General features: G+C 69.3%; 17 protein-coding genes. 6 read left to right on the top strand and 11 right to left on the bottom strand.

Annotated elements, in window-relative coordinates:
* Positions 1-21 precede the first annotated feature (21 nt).
* Together J9315_RS01445 and J9315_RS01450 are read right to left on the bottom strand one after the other, a co-directional pair.
* Positions 22-678 (bottom strand): hypothetical protein, encoded by a 657-nt coding sequence (locus J9315_RS01445; protein ID WP_198499877.1) that lies wholly within the window; start codon positions 676-678, stop codon positions 22-24.
* 218 nt (positions 679-896) lie between these two features.
* Complete coding sequence (locus tag J9315_RS01450; RefSeq protein ID WP_211978657.1) at positions 897-1,913, bottom strand: agmatine deiminase family protein; 1,017 nt, start codon at positions 1,911-1,913, stop codon at positions 897-899.
* Positions 1,914-2,102: 189 nt separating this feature from the next.
* Between J9315_RS01450 and J9315_RS01455 the strand changes: the two genes are divergently transcribed.
* From J9315_RS01455 to J9315_RS01465, 3 genes are all read left to right on the top strand, one after another.
* Positions 2,103-3,284: a CoA transferase gene (locus J9315_RS01455; protein WP_198499875.1), complete on the top strand. Its 1,182-nt coding sequence runs from the start codon at positions 2,103-2,105 to the stop codon at positions 3,282-3,284.
* A 129-nt stretch (positions 3,285-3,413) separates the two neighbouring features.
* Positions 3,414-4,283 (top strand): DUF5819 family protein, encoded by an 870-nt coding sequence (locus J9315_RS01460; protein ID WP_232623744.1) that lies wholly within the window; start codon positions 3,414-3,416, stop codon positions 4,281-4,283.
* Between the two features lie 55 nt (positions 4,284-4,338).
* Positions 4,339-5,553 carry an HTTM domain-containing protein gene (locus tag J9315_RS01465; RefSeq protein WP_232623743.1) on the top strand — a complete coding sequence of 405 codons (1,215 nt, stop codon included), beginning with the start codon at positions 4,339-4,341 and terminating at the stop codon, positions 5,551-5,553.
* A gap of 96 nt (positions 5,554-5,649) precedes the next feature.
* Here the strand turns inward: J9315_RS01465 and clpB are convergent, their stop codons facing one another.
* Positions 5,650-8,256, bottom strand: coding sequence for an ATP-dependent chaperone ClpB (gene clpB, locus J9315_RS01470; protein ID WP_198499874.1), 2,607 nt, complete (start codon positions 8,254-8,256; stop codon positions 5,650-5,652).
* Positions 8,257-8,395: 139 nt separating this feature from the next.
* Entirely contained in the window at positions 8,396-9,976 is a 1,581-nt protein-coding gene (locus J9315_RS01475) for a Na+/H+ antiporter (protein WP_249120990.1), read from the bottom strand.
* Positions 9,977-10,261: 285 nt separating this feature from the next.
* Between J9315_RS01475 and J9315_RS01480 the strand changes: the two genes are divergently transcribed.
* Entirely contained in the window at positions 10,262-11,224 is a 963-nt protein-coding gene (locus J9315_RS01480) for an NAD(P)-dependent oxidoreductase (RefSeq protein ID WP_249120991.1), read from the top strand.
* On the opposite strand, the gene J9315_RS01485 is transcribed toward J9315_RS01480, so the two are convergent.
* The 6 genes from J9315_RS01485 to J9315_RS01510 all read right to left on the bottom strand — a co-directional run bounded on the left by J9315_RS01485 (position 11,221) and on the right by J9315_RS01510 (position 17,413).
* A complete protein-coding gene (locus tag J9315_RS01485) occupies positions 11,221-12,888 on the bottom strand; it encodes an FAD-binding dehydrogenase (protein ID WP_211978659.1) in 1,668 nt (555 codons plus the stop codon). The two genes, J9315_RS01480 and J9315_RS01485, sit on opposite strands and share 4 nt — an antisense overlap.
* A 30-nt stretch (positions 12,889-12,918) precedes the next feature.
* Positions 12,919-13,869 (bottom strand): prephenate dehydratase, encoded by a 951-nt coding sequence (gene pheA / locus J9315_RS01490; protein WP_211978660.1) that lies wholly within the window; start codon positions 13,867-13,869, stop codon positions 12,919-12,921.
* A complete protein-coding gene (locus tag J9315_RS01495) occupies positions 13,866-14,615 on the bottom strand; it encodes a glycosyltransferase family 2 protein (RefSeq protein ID WP_211978661.1) in 750 nt (249 codons plus the stop codon). The genes pheA and J9315_RS01495 overlap by 4 nt, the downstream gene beginning before the upstream one ends.
* A 2-nt stretch (positions 14,616-14,617) precedes the next feature.
* Complete coding sequence (locus J9315_RS01500) at positions 14,618-15,490, bottom strand: DUF5926 family protein (protein WP_211978662.1); 873 nt, start codon at positions 15,488-15,490, stop codon at positions 14,618-14,620.
* Positions 15,491-15,545: 55 nt separating this feature from the next.
* A complete protein-coding gene (locus J9315_RS01505; RefSeq protein ID WP_211978663.1) occupies positions 15,546-16,457 on the bottom strand; it encodes a RelA/SpoT domain-containing protein in 912 nt (303 codons plus the stop codon).
* A gap of 170 nt (positions 16,458-16,627) precedes the next feature.
* Positions 16,628-17,413 carry an exodeoxyribonuclease III gene (locus J9315_RS01510; RefSeq protein ID WP_211978664.1) on the bottom strand — a complete coding sequence of 262 codons (786 nt, stop codon included), beginning with the start codon at positions 17,411-17,413 and terminating at the stop codon, positions 16,628-16,630.
* Positions 17,414-17,450: 37 nt separating this feature from the next.
* Between J9315_RS01510 and J9315_RS01515 the strand changes: the two genes are divergently transcribed.
* Together J9315_RS01515 and J9315_RS01520 are read left to right on the top strand one after the other, a co-directional pair.
* The gene (locus J9315_RS01515) at positions 17,451-18,275 is read left to right on the top strand and encodes a thioesterase family protein (protein ID WP_211978665.1); all 825 of its coding nucleotides are present in this window, start codon (positions 17,451-17,453) and stop codon (positions 18,273-18,275) included.
* On the top strand, positions 18,272-19,072 hold the full coding sequence (locus tag J9315_RS01520; protein ID WP_211978666.1) for an SDR family NAD(P)-dependent oxidoreductase: 801 nt from the start codon (positions 18,272-18,274) through the stop codon (positions 19,070-19,072). Before J9315_RS01515 ends, J9315_RS01520 begins: the two co-directional genes overlap by 4 nt.
* A gap of 401 nt (positions 19,073-19,473) precedes the next feature.
* Here J9315_RS01520 and J9315_RS01525 read toward each other — a convergent pair whose 3' ends face one another.
* Positions 19,474-20,634, bottom strand: coding sequence for an NAD-dependent formate dehydrogenase (locus tag J9315_RS01525; RefSeq protein WP_211978667.1), 1,161 nt, complete (start codon positions 20,632-20,634; stop codon positions 19,474-19,476).
* Between the last annotated feature and the right edge of the window lie 24 nt (positions 20,635-20,658).

Consider the following 20,658-nt stretch of genomic DNA (forward strand, 5'->3'; position numbering starts at 1 on the left):
GCTATCCTGCACTGAGCTCCGTCAGCTGCGGGCAGGTCCTTCGTCCTCGATCGAGCGCTCGGGGTCGGAGATGACATCGTTGACTCGCTTCGGCGTCGGGGTCGTGCCCCCGGCAGGCTTCGCGCTCGACCCAGCACTCGCGGTAGTTCCCGGAGTCGGCTTGGCGCCGGGCTTCGGCGAGGGAGTCGCGCCGCCTGCCGAGCTGCCGGCCGGTTTCGGCGTCGCGGCCGATCCGGACGTCGCCGAGCCGGGCGTGGAACCGGCCGTGGAACCGGTTCCGGTGGTCGGCTTCGAACCGCTGGTCGAGCCGGTTCCGGGCGTCACAGGCTTCGACGCCGCACCGGCAGCGGACGAACCAGCCGAGGCAGAACCGGCCGCGTTCGAACCCTTCGCCCCTGTCGAGCCGCTCGACGAGGGTCCGTCGTGTGCATCCTCGTCACCGTCGAGCTCCTGCGCTGCGGCGTTGACCTTGTCGGTCGCCGTCTGGACGGCATCGGCCACCGCCGGAGCCTTCTCGCGGATCGACTGGTTGGCCTTCTCGACCGTCTCCTGCACCTTCGGGTCGGTCCACAGCTCCTGCAACTGCGCCTTGAGCTTCTCGTAGCTCTGGCGGCCGGTCCGAGATCCGAGGACGTACCCGATTCCCAGTCCGGCCAGGAGAATCAATCGCTTCTTCATGGTTGTGCTCTCCTTCGCTGCGTCGCAAATGTGTTCTGAGCCACCAGCCTATACCGACACACCGGGTCAGTGGTGAGGCAATTTCGCGCTGCGAGGTCGATCGCGCCACCGTCCGCCAGGGCAGGCGCGCACTGCCGCGCACGGCGTCGATGGGGAAAAGCGACATTGCCGGAAAACTCCCAGCGTCAGCGGACTGTGTCCTCAGCGCAGCGACACCGTCACAGACTCGGCTGCTGCGTGATGCAGTGGATGCCGCCGCCGCGGGCGTAGAGCTCGCGGGCATCGACCCCGACCACGGTGCGACCCGGGTACACCCGCTCGAGGATCGCCTGCGCCTCGGCGTCCATCGGGTCATCGAACGTGCACGCGATGACTCCGCCGTTCGTCACGAGATGGTTGACGTAGGAGTAGTCGACCCAGCCCTCGTCGTCCTCGAGGATCTCCGGCGCCGGAATCGGCACGACCTCGAACGGCTGACCGTCGGCGGTCGTCTCGTTCGCGAAGAACTCCTTGAGCTGCTCACTGAACTCATGGTCCGGATGCTCGGGATTGCGCTGATCGTGGACGAGGACGACACCGGGGCTCGGCATCGTCGCCACGATGTCGACGTGCCCGCGCGTGCCGAAGGTCTGATTGTCCCGGTGCAGCCCGTGATCGAGCCAGATGACCTTCTTCGCGCCGATCGTGCGGGCGAACTCGGCCTCGACATCGGCCTCGGTGAGCCCCGGATTCCGTCCCGGATCGAGCTGCACGCTGCGGGTGGCGAGCACCGTTCCGTGGCCATCGACGTGGATGCCGCCGCCTTCGTTGCGCAGCTGCGAGGAGATCACCGGAACGTCCGCGGCCTCGGCGACGAAGCGCCCGATGTGCTCATCGTTGTCCCACGTCGCCCACTCCTGCGCGCCCCAGCCGTTGAACACCCAGTCGACGGCCGCGAGCTTCCCCTCGTCGTCGACGACGAAGGTCGGGCCGATGTCGCGCATCCACGCATCGTCGAGTTCCGCAGTGACGATCTCGATGCCCTCGCCGAGGTGGCGCTTGGCGTGGTCGACCTGCGCCGGGGAGACGACGACGGTGACCGGGGTGAACTCACTGGCCGCATTGGCCACGGCCGCCCACGTCGTGCGCGCCGCCTCGGCGTCCTCCTCCGAGGCACCCAGCGCATAGCCCGAGGACGGGAACGCCATCCAGATGCGGTCGTGGGCGGCGGTCTCTGCCGGCATGCGGTACGTCATCGTCTACCTCTTCTGTGGTGCTCTCATCCGGAAATCTGGTGGTGCGACTGCGGACGCAGTGTGACTCCGAGTCTAGCGATCCTGCTCGCGGCAGGACCTGCGGATTCCGCACCTGCCGACCCCGTATAGTCGGGCGAGGAGATCAGTCCGGCAAGGGAGACCGACTGGCAGCGCCGAAGGGAGTCGCACGTGAAGACCGAGGACATCGACGAGCTCTTCGCCAGGAAGGGGACCGGTCCGCTGGCCGGGATCCTCGTCGCGGACTTCTCCCGGGTCCTCGCCGGCCCGTACGCGACGATGATGCTCGCCGACCTCGGCGCCACGGTCATCAAGGTCGAGGGCCGCACCGGTGACGACACCCGGTACTGGGCACCGCCTCGGCGCGGGGACGATGCGACGTACTTCCTCACGGCCAACCGGAACAAGCACTCCGTCGTCCTCGACTTCACCGACCCCGACGATCGCGCCCTCGCCCAGGAGCTCGCCCGCCGGGCCGACGTCCTCGTCGAGAACTTCAAGGCCGGGGGCCTGGCCAAGTACGGCCTCGACTACGACTCGGTGCGGGCGGAGAACCCGGGCATCGTCTACGCCTCGGTGACCGGTTTCGGGCGGGACAATCCGCAGCCGGGCTACGACCTCCTCATCCAGGGACTGTCGGGGTTCATGAGCGTCACCGGCACCGAGGAGTCCGGCCCGGTCAAAGCCGGTGTCGCGATCGTCGACGTGTTCACCGGCCTCCACACGACCGTCGGCATACTCGCCGCACTCGTCCACCGCCAGGAGACCGGTATCGGGCAGCTCGTCGAGACGAACCTGCTCTCCTCGGCGCTCTCGGGCCTGGCGAACCAGACCTCGGCCTACATCGCCGGCGGTGTCGTGCCGCGGGCGATGGGCAACGCCCACCCGAGCCTCTACCCCTACCAGCCGATGCCCACCGCTGACGGCCAGATCATCATCGCCATCGGCAACGATGCTCAGTTCGGCAAGCTCGCCGAGGTGCTCGGCCACCCCGAATGGGCAGCCGACGACCGTTTCGCCCAGGCCGCGAACCGCAACGAGAACCGTGCCGAGCTCGAGCCCTACCTCGTCACCGCCCTCGCCCGGAAGACGAACCAGGAATGGTACGAGATCCTCTCGGCGGCCGGGCTGCCGAGCGCGCCGATCAACACGATCGCCGAGGGCGTCGAACTCGCCGCCCGGCTCGGCCTCGACCCCATCGCCGAGGCGGGCACCGGTGACCGCGTCATCCCCACCGTGGCCAACCCGATCCGCCTCTCCGAGACGCCGCCGAGCTACGATCTCGCGCCGCCGACGCTCGGGCAGAGCACCGAAGCGGTCAAGGAGTGGCTGCGACAGCCGGCGGGGGAGTGAGTGCGGTGGCAGGGCACATGACTCCGGCGGCAGGGATCGTTGCCGGCGGGAACTGTGTGATGGCGAAAAGTCGACGGGAGCGCTCGCGACTCGGTTAGCCTAGAGTCTGAACGAACCCTGAATCGCCAGGTGATCGGTGCCCGCGGCCGCGGGTTCCGCGGCGGTGTGGCCGACGACGAATCCGGAACTGAGATGGACGACACGAAGAGCACTGCTTCGCCGCGAACAGCGAAGTCGAAGACGAATCCCGTGGTCAAACGCACGATCATGGTCATCGCCATGGCGCTGACCGGGTTCCACCTGTTCGCCTCGTTCCTCTGGATCGCGCCGTCGTCGACGCTGCGGGAGGTCATCCCCGGCAACCTGCTCTCGCAGTACATGATCCCGATGTGGGGACAGTCGTGGAGCGTGTTCGCCCCCGAACCGATCAACGGCGACTACTACTTCGACGTCCGCGCCGTCGTCTCCACCCCGGATGGCGGAGAGGAGACGACGGACTGGGTGCGGGCGACCGATGTCGAACTCGACCACTCGACGTACAAGCTCTTCCCGCCGCGCTCCGCCGGCCTCGGCATCAGTGTGGCCTCGGATCTCAAGGGATCGTGGGACGACCTCAGCGACGACCACAAGTCGATCGTCGCCCTCGACTACTTCCGGGGAGAGGACTCGGTCGAGCGACTGACGACGAAGCTCGACGAGTACGCCGACCCCGACGGCGTGGTCGACGACTACCTGGCGGAGGAGAACACGGCGACGGCGTACGCGACGCAGGTCGCGCTCGCCGTCTGGGGCGAGGATGTCCAGCGGGTCCAGTTCCTCGCGGCCCGGCAGAACGTCGTGCCGTTCGCGCAGCGCAACGACAAGGACGCCGAGCGTCCCGCGGTCCAGCCCGCCGCCGTCGGCTGGCGGGCCCTGACCTTCGCCGATGACCAGTCGAATGAGGACTTCGCGGACTACTTCTGCGCCTCGGACACAGTGAGGTGCGTCAGTGAGCAGTGAGACTCCGGCCGGGAAGAGGACCACGACGCCGTCGGACGCAGTGTCGGCGGATGACGTGACGACTGCAGACAGCGCGACGGCTGCGGGCGCAGCGCAGGCGGGAACAGCGCAAGCGACGGCGAACCGTGACGACCGCAGCGGCGGCACTGACGGCTCCGGCGGCGCTGACCGCATCAACGGCTCCTACAGCACCGACACCCTCGAGGGCAGCCACCACAGCGCCGCCGACGACTCATCATCCGCTGACGGCTCATCCACCCCTGTCGCCGCCCGCGTCGTGGCGAAGCTCGCCAGCGGCTGGAACTGGCTCGAGGAGATGCTCACCGGCCGCTACCACGCGACCTACGGCCTCGCCGTCACCCGCATCCTCATCGGGGTGACGGGGCTCGGGCTCATCCTCACGAACTTCGCGGCCCGCAACTATGCGTTCGGCGTCGGGTCGGCCTGGAACGGCGAGATCGCCGAACCCCAGAGCGACTTCCCGAACATCTGGCTGTTCTCTCTCTTCCACCGTGCGGTGACGAACCCGCCGCTGTTCACGGCGATGATCATCGGCCTCGCCGTGCTCGCCGTGACGATCATCCTCGGCTGGCGCACCCGCATCATCCTGCCGTTCTACCTCGTAGCCTGGGTGAGCTTCATCGAGCTCAACGACAGTGCCGGCGACCAGGGCGACAACGCCTACCGGATCTTCCTCATCGCGCTCCTCTTCGCCGACACGACGCGACGCTGGTCTCTCGACTCCCGCCGCCACCGGAAGCGCTTCGGCACTCTCCCGGCAGCCGCCGACGGCCCGTGGATCCTCATCATGGCCAACAACCTCGCGATCGTCGTGCTCGCCTTCCAGGTCTGCGCGATCTACATGTCCGGGGGACTCTACAAGGCCGGCGGCCAGGCGTGGCAGCACGGCTACGCGGTCTACAACCCGCTGCAGACCCTCCAGTTCGGCACCTGGCCGGTGCTCTCCGACCTCGTCACCGCGTGGGGTCCCGGCGTCGTCGTCATCTCGTGGGGGTCGATCCTCTTCCAGTGCGCCTTCCCGTTCATGCTCTTCAACCGCTACACGCGGGTCGTCGCGCTCCTCGGCATCCTCTCGTTCCACCTCGGCATCGCCCTCCTCATGGGCCTGCCGTGGTTCTCGCTGACGATGATCGCCGTCGACGCGATCTTCATCAAGGACAGCAGCTACGAGAAGCTCAGCGCACTCCTGCGACGCTGGTGGTCAGCGACGGGCATCGGCTCCCGGAGCGGTGTCCGACAGACCGGCTGAGTGCGGCAGACCGGCTGAGCGCCGCACCCTCACCGAGGTGGCCGCAGACACAGCGAGGGGGCGACCGGTGCGGTCGCCCCCTCGCCCAATCAGTGGTCACTTCTTCGCGTGCAGCTCCAGGCCCGTCGTGTCGGCGTGCACCGGCATCGTCACCTCGACGGTGTCGCCGTCCTGGACGTCACCGGCGAGCATCGCACGGGCGAGCTTGTCGCCGATCTCGCGCTGCACGAGGCGACGCAGCGGACGCGCACCGTAGGCGGGATCGTAGCCTTCGAGCGCCAGCCAGTCCTTCGCCTCCTGCGTGACGTCGAGCGTGATCCGGCGGTCGGCCAGACGCTTGTCCATGCTCTTGATCTGCAGGTCGACGATCGAGGTCAGCTCGTCGCTGCTCAGCGCATCGAAGAGCACGATGTCGTCGAGGCGGTTGAGGAACTCGGGCTTGAACGCCGAGGCGACGACGTCCATGACCGCATCCTTCTGCTCCTGCTCGGTCATCGCCTGATCGACGAGGAACTGCGAACCGAGGTTCGAGGTGAGGATGAGGATCGTGTTCCGGAAGTCGACCGTGCGGCCCTGACCATCCGTGAGACGACCGTCATCGAGCACCTGCAGGAGGATGTCGAAGACGCTCGGGTGCGCCTTCTCCACCTCGTCGAGGAGGACGACGGAGTACGGCCGACGGCGCACCGCCTCGGTGAGCTGACCGCCCTCGTCGTAGCCGACGTAGCCGGGAGGCGCACCGACGAGCCGCGAGACCGTGTGCTTCTCGCCGTACTCGCTCATGTCGATGCGGATGAGGGCCTTCTCGTCGTCGAAGAGGAAGTCGGCCAGCGACTTCGCGAGCTCCGTCTTGCCGACACCCGTGGGGCCGAGGAAGAGGAACGAACCGGTCGGGCGATCCGGGTCGGAGACCCCGGCCCGGGACCGGCGGATCGCATCGGAGACCGCGGCGACCGCGTCCTTCTGACCGATGAGGCGCTTGCCCAGCTCGTTCTCGGCGCCGAGGAGCTTCTCGACCTCGCCCTGCATGAGGCGTCCGGCGGGGATGCCGGTCCACGAGGCGACGACCTCGGCGATGTCGTTGGCCGTGACCTTGTCGCTGACCATCGGATCCGAGCTCTGCCCGGCATCGGCTTCGGCCTCTTCGGCTTCGGCCTCGGCGATCTCCTTCTGCACGGCGGGGATCTCCCCGTAGAGCAGGCGGGACGCCGTCTCCAGGTCGGTGTCGCGCTGGGCCTTCTCGGCCTGCGACCGCAGCTCGTCGAGCTTCGTCTTCAGCTCACCGACCCGGTTGAGGCCGGCCCGCTGGGACTCCCACGTCGCCTCGAGGGCACGGAGGTTCTCCTCCTTGTCGGCGAGGTCGGCGCGCAGATTGCTCAGGCGCTCCTGCGACGCGGAGTCCGTCTCCTTCGACAGCGCCATCTCCTCCATCTTCAGGCGGTCGACCGAGCGGCGCAGCTCGTCGATCTCCGCCGGAGCGGAGTCGATCTCCATGCGCAGCCGGCTGGCCGCCTCGTCGACGAGGTCGATCGCCTTGTCCGGCAGCTGACGGCCGGTGATGTACCGGTTCGACAGACCCGCCGCGGCGACGAGCGCGCCGTCGTTGATCGAGACCTTGTGGTGGGCCTCGTAGCGCTCCTTGAGACCGCGGAGGATCGCGATCGTGTCCTCGACGCTCGGCTCCCCGACGTAGACCTGCTGGAAGCGACGCTCGAGCGCCGGATCCTTCTCGATGTTCTCGCGGTACTCGTCGAGGGTCGTCGCGCCGATGAGCCGCAGCTCGCCGCGGGCGAGCATCGGCTTGAGCATGTTGCCGGCGTCCATCGAGGAGTCGCCGCCGGCACCGGCGCCGACGATCGTGTGGAGCTCGTCGATGAACGTGATGATCTGACCGTCGGCGTTCTTGATCTCCTCGAGCACCGCCTTGAGCCGCTCCTCGAACTCGCCGCGGTACTTCGCGCCGGCCACCATGGCCGAGAGATCGAGGCTGATGAGCGTCTTGTCCCGCAGCGACTCGGGCACGTCACCGGCGACGATGCGCTGGGCGAGGCCCTCGACGACGGCCGTCTTGCCGACTCCGGGCTCGCCGATGAGGACGGGGTTGTTCTTCGTCCGGCGGGAGAGCACCTGGATGACGCGACGGACTTCCTTGTCTCGGCCGATGACGGGATCGAGCTTGCCCTCGCGCGCGGCGGCGGTGAGGTCGATGCCGAACTTCTCGAGCGACTGCATCGTGTCCTCGGGGTTCTCCGAGGTCACCTTCTTGCCCCCGCGCAGCTCCGGCAGAGCCGCGAGCAGGGCGTCGCGGCTGGCGCCGTTCGCGCGCAGCGCATCGCCGGAGCCGTCATGGCCGCCGGCGGCGGCGAGCAGCAGATGCTCGGTCGAGACGTACTGGTCTCCGAGCGAGGTCATCTCCTCCTGCGCCTGGTTCATCAGCTCGAGGGCGGCCCGGGACAGGCTCGGCTGCGCCACGGACTGTCCGCTCACGGTGGGGAAGCCGCCGATGACGGCGGCGACCGCGGTGAGCACGGTGTTTCGGTCAGCGCCGACCTTCGCCAGGAGGTTCGAGGCGAGAGAATCGGGCTGCTCGAGCAGTGCGGCCACGATGTGGGCGGGCTCGACCTGGTTGTTGTGGCGCGCAACGACGTCGTTGACTGCCGTCTGCAGCGCCTCTCGCGATTTGGTGGTCATCTGTGCGTCCATGCGCATCTCCTCAACAGTGGTGGATTGTGCTTCTCTCCGGTGCAACGCCTCCAAAGTTGAGTCTATTCCACTCAACTTTGATTTTCGAGGGTCAGTTCACACAAGCGATCATGTCAGGGGTCCCATGCCTCCGTCCCGGTCATGACTGCAGCACCGCCTGCAGGTCGAAGCGCCGCAGCACCTTGTCCGCCGCCTCGGGGTCGATGCCGCGTTCGCGGCGGGCCCGGAGCACCTCGTCGCGGGCGGCCTGCATCGCCCGCTTCTGCACGGCGAGGAGCCGCTGGCGGTTCTCCTTGAACTCGGTCGCCTTCTCCGCACTCACCTGATCATCGGGAGTGCCGAGCAGCTGGGTGCGCAGCGTCCTGAACCGGGTCCGCAGCGCCTCGGCGACATCATCGGGCAGGTCGTCATCGGACTGGATCTGCCTGATCGCCGCGGCATACGCGCGCTTCGCGATCTCCTCCGTCTGCCGCCTCTCCTTCTCCGCCTCGTCGTCGATGCCGAGGGCACCGACGACGGCCGGGAACGTCAGGCCCGCGAGGACGAGGGTGACGAGGAGGACGACGGCGGCGGCGACGAGGAGGTAGGAGCGACCGGGGAACGGCTCGCCGGTGTCGGTCAGCTGCGGGATCGACAGGGCCAGGGCGATCGTCGCCAGCCCGCGCATCCCGCCCCAGGTCATGAGCACCGAGTCGCGGACGTTGAGCGGGGCCGCGTCCGGATCCTCCTCCCGGATGCGCTTGCTGATGAGGAGCATCGAGAGCAGGAGCCAGACGAAGCGCACGACGATGATGACCGCGGCGATCGCCAGCCCGATGAGCACGGCGCGCCCGAGGTCGGAGCTCTCGGTCTCGATGACGACGCGGAGGTCGAGGCCGATGAGGCCGAACGCGATGCCGGTGATGAGCATCTCGAGGACCTGCCACGTCGTGGCCTGCGTGACGCGTTCGGCGGAGTTGCCCTCGACGTCGCGCCGCCGGACCTCGAGGGCGGCGACGACGACGGCGATGACGCCGCTGGCGTGGAAGTGCTCGGCGAGCAGATAGACGCCGAAGGGGAGGACGAGGAGGAGGGAGGAGCGGGCGACCGTGTGGTCGATGCGCTCCATCACCCACCACGCGACGAAGACGACGAGCCAGCCGATGGCGATCGCGACGACCGCCGAGAGGACGAAGGCGACGGCGAGGCTGCCGAAGTCGACATCCGTGTCGGCCAGGGCGGCGGCCATCGCGGTCTGGAAGATGACGAGGGAGGCGGCGTCGTTGAACAGGCCCTCGCTCTGCAGGGTGCTCATGATCCGGCGCGGGATCGACACGGTGCCGGCGACCGCGTCGACGGCGACGGGGTCCGGCGGGGCGAGCATCGCGCCGAGGGCGATGGCGGCGGCGATCGTGATCCCGGGGATGAGGAGCAGCGCGGACCCGGCGACGGCGGCGACGGTGACGCCGACGAGGGCGATGGCCATGCCGAGGATCGTCCGCCACCGGATCGCGAAGAGCGCCCACGAGGTCTTCTGCGCGGCCGCGAAGAGCAGCGGCGGGAGGAAGAGGGGGAGGATGAGCTCGGGGTCGATCGTGACATCGGCGAAGGTGGGGATGAACGCGCCGACGATGCCGACGACGACCATGAGCGCCGGCCAGGGCAGACGCAGCCGCTGTCCGATGCCGACGACGATGCTCGTCGCCGCGCCGAAGCCGATGACCATGAGCAGAGTCGTCATCGGCATCCTCCTGCGGCGGCGTGTGCGAGCAGGCTGTTCGCACAGGTATCGGTTGCGACAGTGCCCATTGTAGGCTCGCGCTCACCGCTTGAGAGGGGAAAGGATGAGGAAATCGCGGCGCCGAGGCGGGGCCGGGGTGTCGCAGGTCGGTGCGGACCGTGCGATGTCGCGGATGCGGATCGACCATGTGGGCATCCGCGCGGATGCGGCCCCGACGTCGGCTACAGTGGCACTAGCAGGGCGACGCACAGCGTGCGGGAGAGCGGTTGAAGGGAAGGAGCAGCGGTGGCGATAGTGGTGACCGGCGCAAGCGGCTTCATCGGCGGAGCCATCGCTCGCGCCCTGGCGACGCGTGACGAGACGGTCTATGCGCTCTGCCGCCGCGACCCGGAGATCCCCGGGGTCAACTTCCACGAGTGGGACATCAGGCAGCCGGCCCCGACCGCCGTGCAGTCGCTGGCGAAGTCCGTCACCGCAGTCTTCCACTGCGCCGGACTCACCGATGTCACCGCGGCCTACGACGACTTCTACGATGTCCGCGTGACCGGCACGCGCCACGTCCTCGACGTCTTCGCCGACGCCCGGGTCGTCCACATCTCCTCGACGACGGTCTACTCGCCGACCCAGCCGCACACCGACCTGTGGGAGGAGGCGGGCCCGCAGGATCCGAGCGAGTACCACGACGACTATGCGAAGACGCATGTGCTCGCCGAACAGCTGCTCGCCCGCATCCGCCCGGACGCCGCCGTCCTCCGTCCCGCCGCGGTCTACGGCCCGGGGGAGACGATGCTCATGCCCAGCCTCAGCCACTTCGCGAAGAAGGGCGTGCTCACCCTGCCCGGCGGCGGTCGGCAGAAGATGACGCTGACGGCGATCGACAACCTCGTGCGGGCCGCGCTCGCGTGCCTCGACGTGCCCTCGGCCTCCGGTCCGTTCAACATCGGCGACCCCACCCCGTACCGGCTCAAGGACGCCGTGGCCACGCACTTCGCGCGCATGGGCTATCCGCCGGTCGTCATCGAGGCGATCGCGAAGGACAAGGCCCTCGTCGCGGCGAAGGTCGGGCTCAAGGTCAAGTCCCTCTTCAAGCGCGGCGACAGCGCCCGGCTCTTCCTCGTCGAGTACCTGCAGTTCGACCGGACGTACAACCTCTCCCGGCAGCAGCGCGTCCTCGGCATCTCGACGACCCAGTTCCTCACGCCCTCGCGCTTCCAGCAGGGCCCCGACGCCCCGGACCGGAGCGCCTAGACCGACTGCGCCACGGCACGTCCGGCGCGCAGCCCCGTGAAGATGCACCCGCCGAGGAACGTCCCCTCGAGCGCGTTGTACCCGTGCATGCCCCCGAAGCCGCTGACCTCACCGGCGGCGAAGAGACCGGGGATCGGCGTCCCGTCGGACGCGAGCACCTCACCCTCGAGGTTCGTCTCGAGCCCGCCGAGGGTCTTGCGCGAGAGGATCCCCAGCCGCACCGCGATGAGCGGGCCGTGCGCGGGGTCGAGGATCTCATGCGGTGGCGCCACCCGCACGATCCGATCGCCGAGGTAGCGGCGGGCTCCGTGGATCGCCTGCACCTGCGGGTCCTTCGAGTAGGGGTTGGCGACCTCCCGGTCCCGGTCGACGATCTGGGCGACGAGGTGGTCGTGGTCGATGACGGGTCCGCGGGAGCGGGCGTTCATCCCCGCGACGAGCTCCTCGGTCGTGTCCGCGACGACGAAGTCGGCACCGTAGCGCGTGAACGCCTCCACCGGGGCCGGAGCCCCGGTGGACCGGGCGCGCGCGAGGCTCAGCCGCCAGTCCTTGAGCGTGATGTCGGGGTTCTGCTCGGAGCCCGAGAGCGCGAACTCCTTGGCGATGATCGTCTCGTTGAGGACGAACCACGAGTAGTCGTGACCGGTGCCGAGGATCGCCGCCATCGTCCGGTTCGTGTCGAAGCCCGGGTAGTTCGGAGCGGGGAAGCGGTTGCCGGCGGCGTCGAACCACAGCGAGGACGGTCCCGGGATGATCCGGATCCCGTGGCCCGGCCAGATCGGATTCCAATTCTCGATGCCCTCCGTGTACGCCCAGATCCGGTCGCGGTTGATGAGGTTCGCCCCGGCCGCCTGCGCGATGTCGAGCATCCGCCCGTCGACGTGCGCGGGCACCCCGGCCAGCAGGTGGGCGGGGAATTCGCCGAGGCGGTCGGTGGGCCAGAAGCGGCGCAGCAGTTCGGCATTGTGGCCGATCCCGCCGCTGGTGACGATGATGGCGGGAGCGCGGAACTCGAACTCGCCGACCTCCTCGCGGTTCGAGGCCACACCCCTGGCCGTCGGACTCGGGGCGAGCACGTGCCCGCGGATGCCGACGACGGCGCCGTCGGCGACGACGAGTTCGTCGACCCGGTGGCGGAAGCGCAGATCGACGAGCCCACGCTCCTCCGCCGCCTCGACGGGTTCCCGGAACACCCGGACCACCTCGGGGCCGGTGCCCCACGTGAGGTGGAATCGGGGCACGGAGTTCCCGTGCTCGGAGGCACCCGACCCACCGCGCTCGGCCCAGCCGACGATCGGGGTGAGCCGCAGACCGAGCCGGCGCAGGTAGTCCCGCTTCTCCCCGGCGGCGAACTCGAGATAGGCCTCGGCCCACGCACGCGGCCAGCGGTCCTCGGCCCGGTCGAACCCTGCCGAGGCGGCCCAGTCCTGCCGCGCGAGGGCAAGGGAGTCCCGGACGCCGAGGCGGCGCTGCTCGGGGGAGTCGACGAGGAACAGGCCGCCGAGCGACCAGTGGGCCTGCCCGCCGAGGTTGGCCCGGTTCTCCTGGTCGACGATGAGCACGGACCTGCCGGCCTGTGTGAGCTCGTGGGCGGCGACGAGTCCGGCGAGGCCGGCTCCGACGATGATCGCGTCCGGGGTCGGTGAGGTGGCGGCGGTGCTCATCGGGCTCGACTCCTTCGTCGGCGGGTGGGGTCAGGCGGTCGGCGAACCGTCCGCTGCGTCGAGGATGCCGGACATCCAGGCGATCGCGTCGTCGAACGAGGCGTCGGTCGTCGTCGGATCGACGATCGGCCGGGTCCCGTCGGCGCTCGGGTAGCTGCCGAGGAAGGTCAGCGACCGGGCGACACGGTGGACGCCGATGAGGGCATCGGAGACCCGGGCCTCGCTGATGTGGCCGAGGAGGTCGATCGAGAACTGGTAGAGGCCGAGGCGGTCGCCGGTCGGGCGCGACTCGATCCGCGACATCGTGATCCCGCGCGTCGAGAACTGCTCGAGGAGTTCGAGGAGGGCGCCGGCCCGGTCGGAGCGCAGGGCCGCGACGACCGTCGTCTTGTCCGCTCCCGTCGGATCGGGAATGCGTCCGGGCAGCGTGACGACGACGAAGCGGGTGACGGCATCCTGGCGGTCGCCGATGTCCTCGGCGATGACGTCGAGGCCGTAGCGCTGCGCGGCCAGTGCCGGGCACACGGCGGCGACGTAGTCCGCGGCGTCACCGGCGAGGTCGCGGGCGGCCGCGGCCGTCGAGGACGTCGGAATGTAGACGGCGTCGGGGAAGTGCTCGGCCATGTAGCCGCGCACCTGCGCCTCACCGTGCGGGTGGCTGCCGAACGACGTGATCGCGGTCGGGTCGGTGCCCGGGCGCACCGCGAGGACGAAGCGGACGGGCACGACCACCTCGGCGATGATCTGCAGGTCACCGTGCCCGGTGAGCGCGTCGATCGTCGCGGGCACACCGCCTTCGACGGAGTTCTCGATCGGCACGATCGCGGCCGCGCAGTCGCCGTCGAGGACGGCGTCGAGGGCGGCTGCGGCGCCCCGCATCGGCAGGGTCGTCGCCGTCTCGGTCTGTCCCTGCTCGCCGAGGTAGCTGAGCAGGGCGGCTTCGGTGAAGGTCGCCTCGGGGCCGAGGTACGCGTACCTCATGAGGACGCCTGCTTCGCCTGCCGCCGCCTGGCCATGAGCGCCCGTGCGACATCGCGGTACTGGGCTGCGCGGTGAAGCTGGGCCTTGAGATCGCGGCCGGTGACCCGGTGGTGGAGGTCGCATTCGACCTCCTCGACGCGCAGGCCGGCGTTGACGACGTCGATCGTCATGCCGGTCTCCACGCCCCAGCCGGCGGCGAACGGCAGGGCCGCGTCGAAGGCCTCCCGGGAGAGGCAGCGCATGCCCGACAGGGGCTGGGTGGCCTCGAACCCGGAGAGTTCGGCGATGCCCTTCTTCGCGAGCCCGACGACGAAGCCGAAGCCCCCGCCCTTGCGCTTCTGCGCGGGCAGGATCGCGATCGTCATATCGGCCTCCCCGGCGAGCACGGGGGCTGCCAGGGGTGCGGTGTTGACCGCGGAGTCCTCGAGGTCGCCGTCGATGAAGAGCAGCGCCCGGTGGGCCGGTGTCTGCCCGGGCGGGGTCTGAGAGATCTCCCGGTTGCGGATCGCGAAGGCCCCGGTCATCATCGCCGCGGCCTTGCCCTTGTTCTTCGGGTGGGTGACGACCTCGGCGCCGGCGCGCCGGGCCACGGTGCCGGTGTCATCGCTCGACCCGTCGTCGACGACCATGACGATGTCGACGCCGGGGATGAGCTTCGTGCTCGCCACGGTCGCGGCGATGCGCTCGGCCTCGTTCATCGCGGGGATGACGGCGGCGATGCCGATCGGGCTCGGGTGCTCAGCCATGGTCAGTGGATGGTGAGCTGGCGGGCGACGATGCCGGAGCGGGTCCGGCGGGCCTCGGTGCTCAGCGGGGAGTCGTCGCTCAGGGCCTCGTCGAGACGGGCCGCGAACTCGGCGATCGGCTCCTCGACGTCGTCGACCTGGGTGCCGAACTCGAGCTCCCAGACGGGCACGATGATCCCGTGGGCGCGGAAGTAGCCGAGGAACGTCCCCGGTCCGCCGAGGTCGTTGCGCCCCTCGGCCTGCAGCCGTGCGAGGGCGTCGACGACCTGGTCCTCGCCTTCGCTGCGAGCCCAGCGCACATAGGTGCGGCCCGACATCTCCGTCCAGTAGGCGGAGTCGACGGAGGCGAGCTTCTCCGTCGGGGCGATCGAGTCGTTGGCCTGTTCGAGGGCCGCCGCGACCTCGGCGTCGTCACCGGGCAGCTCCCAGTACTCGAAGGTCTCGAGGACGCGGACGTCGAAGGGGTGGGCGTCGTCGAGGATGTCCTGCAGCCGCGGTCCCTCACCGGGTTCGGTCGTCGCCTCGATCGTCGTGCCGGGGGTCGCGTCGACAGCGGCGAGGATGCCGCGGGCGACGTCACGGGAGGCATCGGTCGAGGACACGGGCACCTGCATGCCGGCGAGCACGGTGCCGTCCTCGCGGTGCCAGGCCTGCCAGGCCGCCGGCAGCAGGGAGGCGATCGTCACGGTGTGTCCGCCGAAGTCCTCGCGCAGCCGGACCTCCGCGGTCGCGGCGGGCACGAGCTCGCGCAGGCAGATGAGGTCGGCTTCGAACGGCAGGCCCTCGAAGGGGCGGGGCACGAAGGCCGTGGCCTGAGCCCGGGCCAGACGCTTGGCGATGAGGTCTTCCTTGGAGCGCTTCGACTTCTTTCCCATGGGACGCAAGTCTAGTCGGTGCCGGGCCCCTGGACGGTCAGCGTCCGGCGCGCCGTCAACTCTCCCCGGCGACGGGAATGAAGTACCGGGTCGAGTGGGACTCGTCCATCCGCACCCGCAGGGTGTCGCCGGGGGAGGGCAGTCCCGCCCGGTCCGGGTTGTCCGGGGTGAGCCCGAGGGTCTCGAAGCGGATGATCCCATGGCGGCCCACCTCGTCGGCGGCGAGGACGTAGGAGTGCTTGAGCTCGCGGATCGTCACTTCGATCGAGGGCGCCTCGGCGTCGGGGTCGGTCATCGCCCGCAGCGGGGCCGCATTGCCGAGGCCGAGGTAGGCGCCGACGTCGTCGGCGATGAAGCCGGCGACGGAATCGGCCTGCGCGAAGAGCCCGGCGAGGACGAGGCCGAGCCTCTCCTGCTGCGAGTCGGAGGTGAGCACCTGACCGGGCTTGAAGAGGTGCTCCTCGGAGAGCACGCACCACGCGTCCTGGAGGATCGTGCGGATCTGGAGTTCGACGAGGACGGAGGGTTCGGAGTCGAAGGGCACCTCGACGATGAGGTGGCGTCCTCGGTAGCCCGAGGGCTTCGGGTGCGCGGAGTAGTCGCGCACCTCGGCGATCGACAGGGACGAATCGTCGTTCGGATCGGTGAGCACGTCCCAGAGCACGGCCTGCTCGCGTTCGGTGCGGCACACCACTCGGGCGCCGACGACGTCGATGACCTGGTTCTCGACCTCGACGGCCTCGTGGATCTCGTCGTTGGCGTCGGCGAGCTTCCGGCGCAGCTTCTCGCCCGTGCGCAGCGGGTCCTTGATCCGGCCGGGGACGATGCGGACACGGTCCTCCGTCAGCTGCGGAGACCGCGAGCGGGCGGACTCGATCCAATCCTCGACCGTCTCGAGCGCTGCCCTCCAGGTGGACTCGCGCCGGTCGTAGGCCTCACCGACTAGCTCGCGGACTTTTGCTGACATCGTCGTCACCTTCCTCCTGGTTCAACTTCACCAGATGAGACGGGCGATGTCCATGCTTTGCGCGTCGTTTTGCGCGACCGGATCACTCGCCGAGGCGGTGGCGGGGAATCCGCGGGCGCTATCCGCGGGCGCGATCGACCGCCCGCGCGACTCGGCAGTCCCAGCCGACCTCAGAGGTCGTAGTCGACGATGACGGGGGCGTGGTCGGACGCGCCCTTGCCCTTGCGCTCCTCGCGGTCGATCTGCGCGGAGACCGCCGCCTCGGCGAGGACTGAGGATGCGAGCTCGAAGTCGATGCGCATCCCCTCCTTCTTCGGGAAGCGCAGCTTCTGATAGTCCCAGTACGTGTAGACGCCGGGCCCCGGGGTGAACTGCCGGGTCACCTCCTGCAGGCCCGCGCCGAGGAGGTCGGTGAACGCCGCGCGCTCGGGCGGGGAGACGTGGGTGGCGCCGTCGAAGGCCGCCATGTCCCAGACGTCCATGTCGAGCGGGGCGACGTTGAAGTCGCCGCAGAGCACGATCCGCTTCTCAGGGTCTGCGGCGAGCTGCGCGGCGATGTCGGCCGTCAGCGCCCGGTACCACTGAAGCTTGTAGGCCAGATGCGGGTGGTCGAGCTCACGGCCGTTGGGCACGTAGAGGGAGTGGACCCGCACGCCGCCGCACGTCGCCGACAGCGCACGCGCCTCGACGACGCCTTCGTACTCGGGGATGCCGGCGAAGCCGATCTGCGGATCGCTCAGTCCCACGCGGGAGGCGATCGCCACGCCGTTCCACTGGTTGAGCCCGTGGAAGGCGACCTCGTAGCCGCGGGAGTCGAAGATCTCCCGGGGGAACTGGTCGTCCCGGCACTTGAGCTCCTGGATGGCGAGCACATCGGCATCGGAGCGGTCGAGCCACGCTCCGATCCTCTCCTGGCGGGCACGGATCGAGTTGACATTCCACGTCGCGATTCTCACCCCACCACCCTAACCGGTTACCGGATAGTCTGAAGCCATGCCTGACGCTCTCAACGCCCACCTCGGCCACGACGGATCACCGGTCCCCGACTCCTACTACGTGCGCCGCGGTGAGGACCGCTTCGTCTCGACCCTGCACAGCCAGGGGGCGTGGCAGCCCGGCGAGCAGCATCTCGCGCCCGCGTCGGGGCTCATCCTCGCCGAGGTCGAACGGCGCCTGCCGAGTGACAAGATCGTCTCGCGCATCAGCTACGACATCCTCGGCGTCATCCACTCCGGTGAGTTCACGATCGATGTCGACGTCGTCCGGCCGGGTCGGACGATCGAACTCGTCGAGGCGCGGATGCGCCACGGCGACCGCGTGAGCATCGCCGCCCGGGTGTGGCGGCTGCTCGGCAGCGACACCGCGGACGTCGCCGACCACGAGTGGACGCACCTGCCCGACCCGGAGTTCGTTCCCGCCGTCCCGTTCGCCCAACGGTGGTCCGGCGGCTTCATCGCCTCCCTCGAGGGGCGACAGGCCGACGATGCCCGGCCCGGCTATGCGCGCAGCTGGATCCGCTCGCCCTATCCCCTCGTCGATGGCGAGGTCGACCCGCCGACCGCGGCGCTCGTCAAACTCGTCGACACCGCGAACGGCCTCGCCGTCCGGGTCGACCCGGCGACGACGTTCTTCCCCAACGTCGACCTCACGATCCACCTCACGCGCACCCCGGAGCCCGGCTGGGTCGGCTTCGAGACCCGCGTGGCCTTCGGCCCGACCGGGATCGGGGAGACCGCGAGCGTCCTCAGCGACGCCACCGGCCCGCTCGGCACCGCCGCCCAGTCCCTGACCGTGCGGGTGGGGCAGGGCGCGAAGTGAGCGAGAGCCCGCGTCCGAGAGCCCTCGTCACCGGCGCGAGTGCTGGGCTGGGGCGCGGGTACGCGGGGGCGCTCGCGGCCGAGCACTATGACCTCGTGCTCGTCGCCCGCACTGAGGACCGGCTGCGGGAGTTGGCGGCGCAGTTCTCGACCGCCCACGGGATCAGCGCCGAGGTGGTCGTCGCCGACCTCGCGACGGAGGCGGGCATCGCCGCGGTTGCGGAGGTCATCAGGTCCACGCGCATCGATGTCCTCATAGGCAACGCCGGCTACGGACTGAAGGAGGGCCTCCTCGACTCCGATTCCGAGGCGCTCGCCGCTCAGGACCGGGTGCTCAGCACCGCCGTGCGCGAGCTCGCCCTGGCCGCCGTGCCGGGGATGCGGGCCCGCGGTCGCGGCGGGATCATCACGGTCTCCTCGCTCGCGGCCGTGACGACGATGGGCCAGTACGCGGCCTCGAAGGCAGCGGCCCTCGTCTTCACCGAGGCGCTCGCCGGCGAGCTGCGCGACGAGCCGGTCACGGTCACCGCCGTGCTCCCCGGTTTCGTCCGCACGGAGTTCCACGACCGCCTCGGCGCGAGGCGTCCGGGACCGGGCTGGATGTGGCTCGACATCGACGAGGTCGTCGACGTGTCCCTGCGTGACGCGCGGGCCGGGAAGGTCGTCTCAATCCCCGGAATCCACTACCGTCTTGCGGCAAATGCGGCGAGATTGGTCCCGCGCCGTCTCATCCGCTGGGGGTCGGCGGGATTCGCCTTCGATCGGCAGCGCGGCGAGGGCGGTGCGCGAGGGGCCTGAGGGGAACTTTTTCGCAAAGTTTTTTCGGCCGCACGCGGTAAGAGAAGTTGAGGGTTGAACCATCTGACCCACCGCTCTGAACTGGAAATTCGCGGAAGTTCGCGTTCAGCATTCTTGTTCAATGAGACCAAATATGTCTCAAATCATTCTTTACAACAGGCCGTGAAGTGTGGTGGAATTGTGATGTCCGCCCGGTGGGGATCGGGTGGACATAACGGACGTATGGGGATGCGTCCGGGTACTCGAGGGGAGTGCTGCGAGGACCCCGGGTTGACGCGATTACGCGCCCCGGGGTCTTTGTCATTCACGACAAACGCAGGTCATGAACAAGTCGCTGACAGGTCACGAACGGGACATGACCGACCGGTTCGAACGGGCGATCAGCTGAGATCGCAACGAGGTCAGCGAAGTCCGTAGGACTGGGCACCCGTTCCGGCGAGCCCGCCGCCCTCGACGATGAGGTAGTCCTCTTCGATGGGGCGCCCCTCGAGGAAGCGCTGGAGGATGTCGAGGGTGCCGGCGGCATACCTCGCCTGGGCCGACAGCGTCGTTCCCGAGATGTGCGGGGTCATCCCGTTCCACGGCATCGACCGCCACGGGTCGTCGGCGCCGGCCGGCTCCGGATTCCACACATCGCCGGCGTACGCGGCCAGATGCCCCGAGCGCACGGCGGCATCGACGGCGGCGGGGTCGACGAGCTCGGCCCGCCCGCAGTTGACAAGGTACGTTCCACGCCTGAGGGAGCCGAGGAGCTCCGCGTCGAAGAGATGCCGAGTCGCCGGATAGAGCGGAACCTGCAGGCTGATGATGTCCATATGCTGAGCCATCTGACCGATGTCGGGATGGAAGGTGAGGCCGAGCTCCTCCTCGAGTGCGGGCGCGAGTCGGTGCCGCTGCGTGTAGTGGAGCTGAAGTCCGAAGGGCGCGAGCCGCCTGAGCACCCCACGGCCGATCCGTCCGGCGCCGACGGCGCCGAAGGCCATCCCCTGGACGTCGTAGCCGCGGGAGACGCATTCGGCGATGTTCCAGCCGCCGCTGGCCGCCGTCTCATGCGAGGGCAGATAGTTGCGCACGAGGGCGAGGACCATCATGACGATGTGCTCGGCCACGGAGTCGGAGTTCGACCCGGTCACCTCGGCGACCGTGATGCCCGCCTCCGCCGCGGCCTCGAGGTCGACGTGATCGGAGCCGATGCCCGCGGTGAGCGCGAGCCTCAGATGCGGGGCAGAGGCGATCCGCTCCCGGGTGAGGTAGGCGGGCCAGAACGGCTGCGAGATGACGATGTCGGCGCTCGGCAGGAGGCGCGCGAACTCGGAGTCCGGGCCCTCCTTGTCGCTCGTGACGACGAACTCGTGGCCGTGGGACTCGAGGTACTCGCGCAGCCCGAGCTCTCCGGAGACGCAGCCGACGAGCTGGCCGGGGACGAAGCCGAGCGGCGGCTGCGGCATCGGCGCCGGTGCGCCGTCGACGTCCCATGTCACCGCCGGGATCTCATCGCGGGCATAGGGCGGAGGGTAGCCCGACTGCGGATCAGGGTAGAGCACACAGAGGATTCTCGCCATCGAGATCAGCCCATCGCGTGAAGG

The sequence above is a fragment of the Brevibacterium sp. W7.2 genome, assembly GCF_018137945.1.
GTDB classification, from domain to species: Bacteria; Actinomycetota; Actinomycetes; order Actinomycetales; family Brevibacteriaceae; genus Brevibacterium; species Brevibacterium sanguinis.

What these genes read in the sequence shown, in the direction of transcription:
- J9315_RS01445 (WP_198499877.1), bottom strand. Translation starts at nt 678, where the DNA reads ATGAAGAAGCGATTGATTCTCCTGGCCGGACTGGGAATCGGGTACGTC.
- J9315_RS01450 (WP_211978657.1), bottom strand. Translation starts at nt 1,913, where the DNA reads ATGACGTACCGCATGCCGGCAGAGACCGCCGCCCACGACCGCATCTGG.
- clpB (WP_198499874.1), bottom strand. Translation starts at nt 8,256, where the DNA reads ATGGACGCACAGATGACCACCAAATCGCGAGAGGCGCTGCAGACGGCA.
- J9315_RS01475 (WP_249120990.1), bottom strand. Translation starts at nt 9,976, where the DNA reads ATGACGACTCTGCTCATGGTCATCGGCTTCGGCGCGGCGACGAGCATC.
- J9315_RS01485 (WP_211978659.1), bottom strand. Translation starts at nt 12,888, where the DNA reads ATGAGCACCGCCGCCACCTCACCGACCCCGGACGCGATCATCGTCGGA.
- pheA (WP_211978660.1), bottom strand. Translation starts at nt 13,869, where the DNA reads ATGAGGTACGCGTACCTCGGCCCCGAGGCGACCTTCACCGAAGCCGCC.
- J9315_RS01495 (WP_211978661.1), bottom strand. Translation starts at nt 14,615, where the DNA reads ATGGCTGAGCACCCGAGCCCGATCGGCATCGCCGCCGTCATCCCCGCG.
- J9315_RS01500 (WP_211978662.1), bottom strand. Translation starts at nt 15,490, where the DNA reads ATGGGAAAGAAGTCGAAGCGCTCCAAGGAAGACCTCATCGCCAAGCGT.
- J9315_RS01505 (WP_211978663.1), bottom strand. Translation starts at nt 16,457, where the DNA reads ATGTCAGCAAAAGTCCGCGAGCTAGTCGGTGAGGCCTACGACCGGCGC.
- J9315_RS01515 (WP_211978665.1), top strand. Translation starts at nt 17,451, where the DNA reads ATGCCTGACGCTCTCAACGCCCACCTCGGCCACGACGGATCACCGGTC.
- J9315_RS01525 (WP_211978667.1), bottom strand. Translation starts at nt 20,634, where the DNA reads ATGGCGAGAATCCTCTGTGTGCTCTACCCTGATCCGCAGTCGGGCTAC.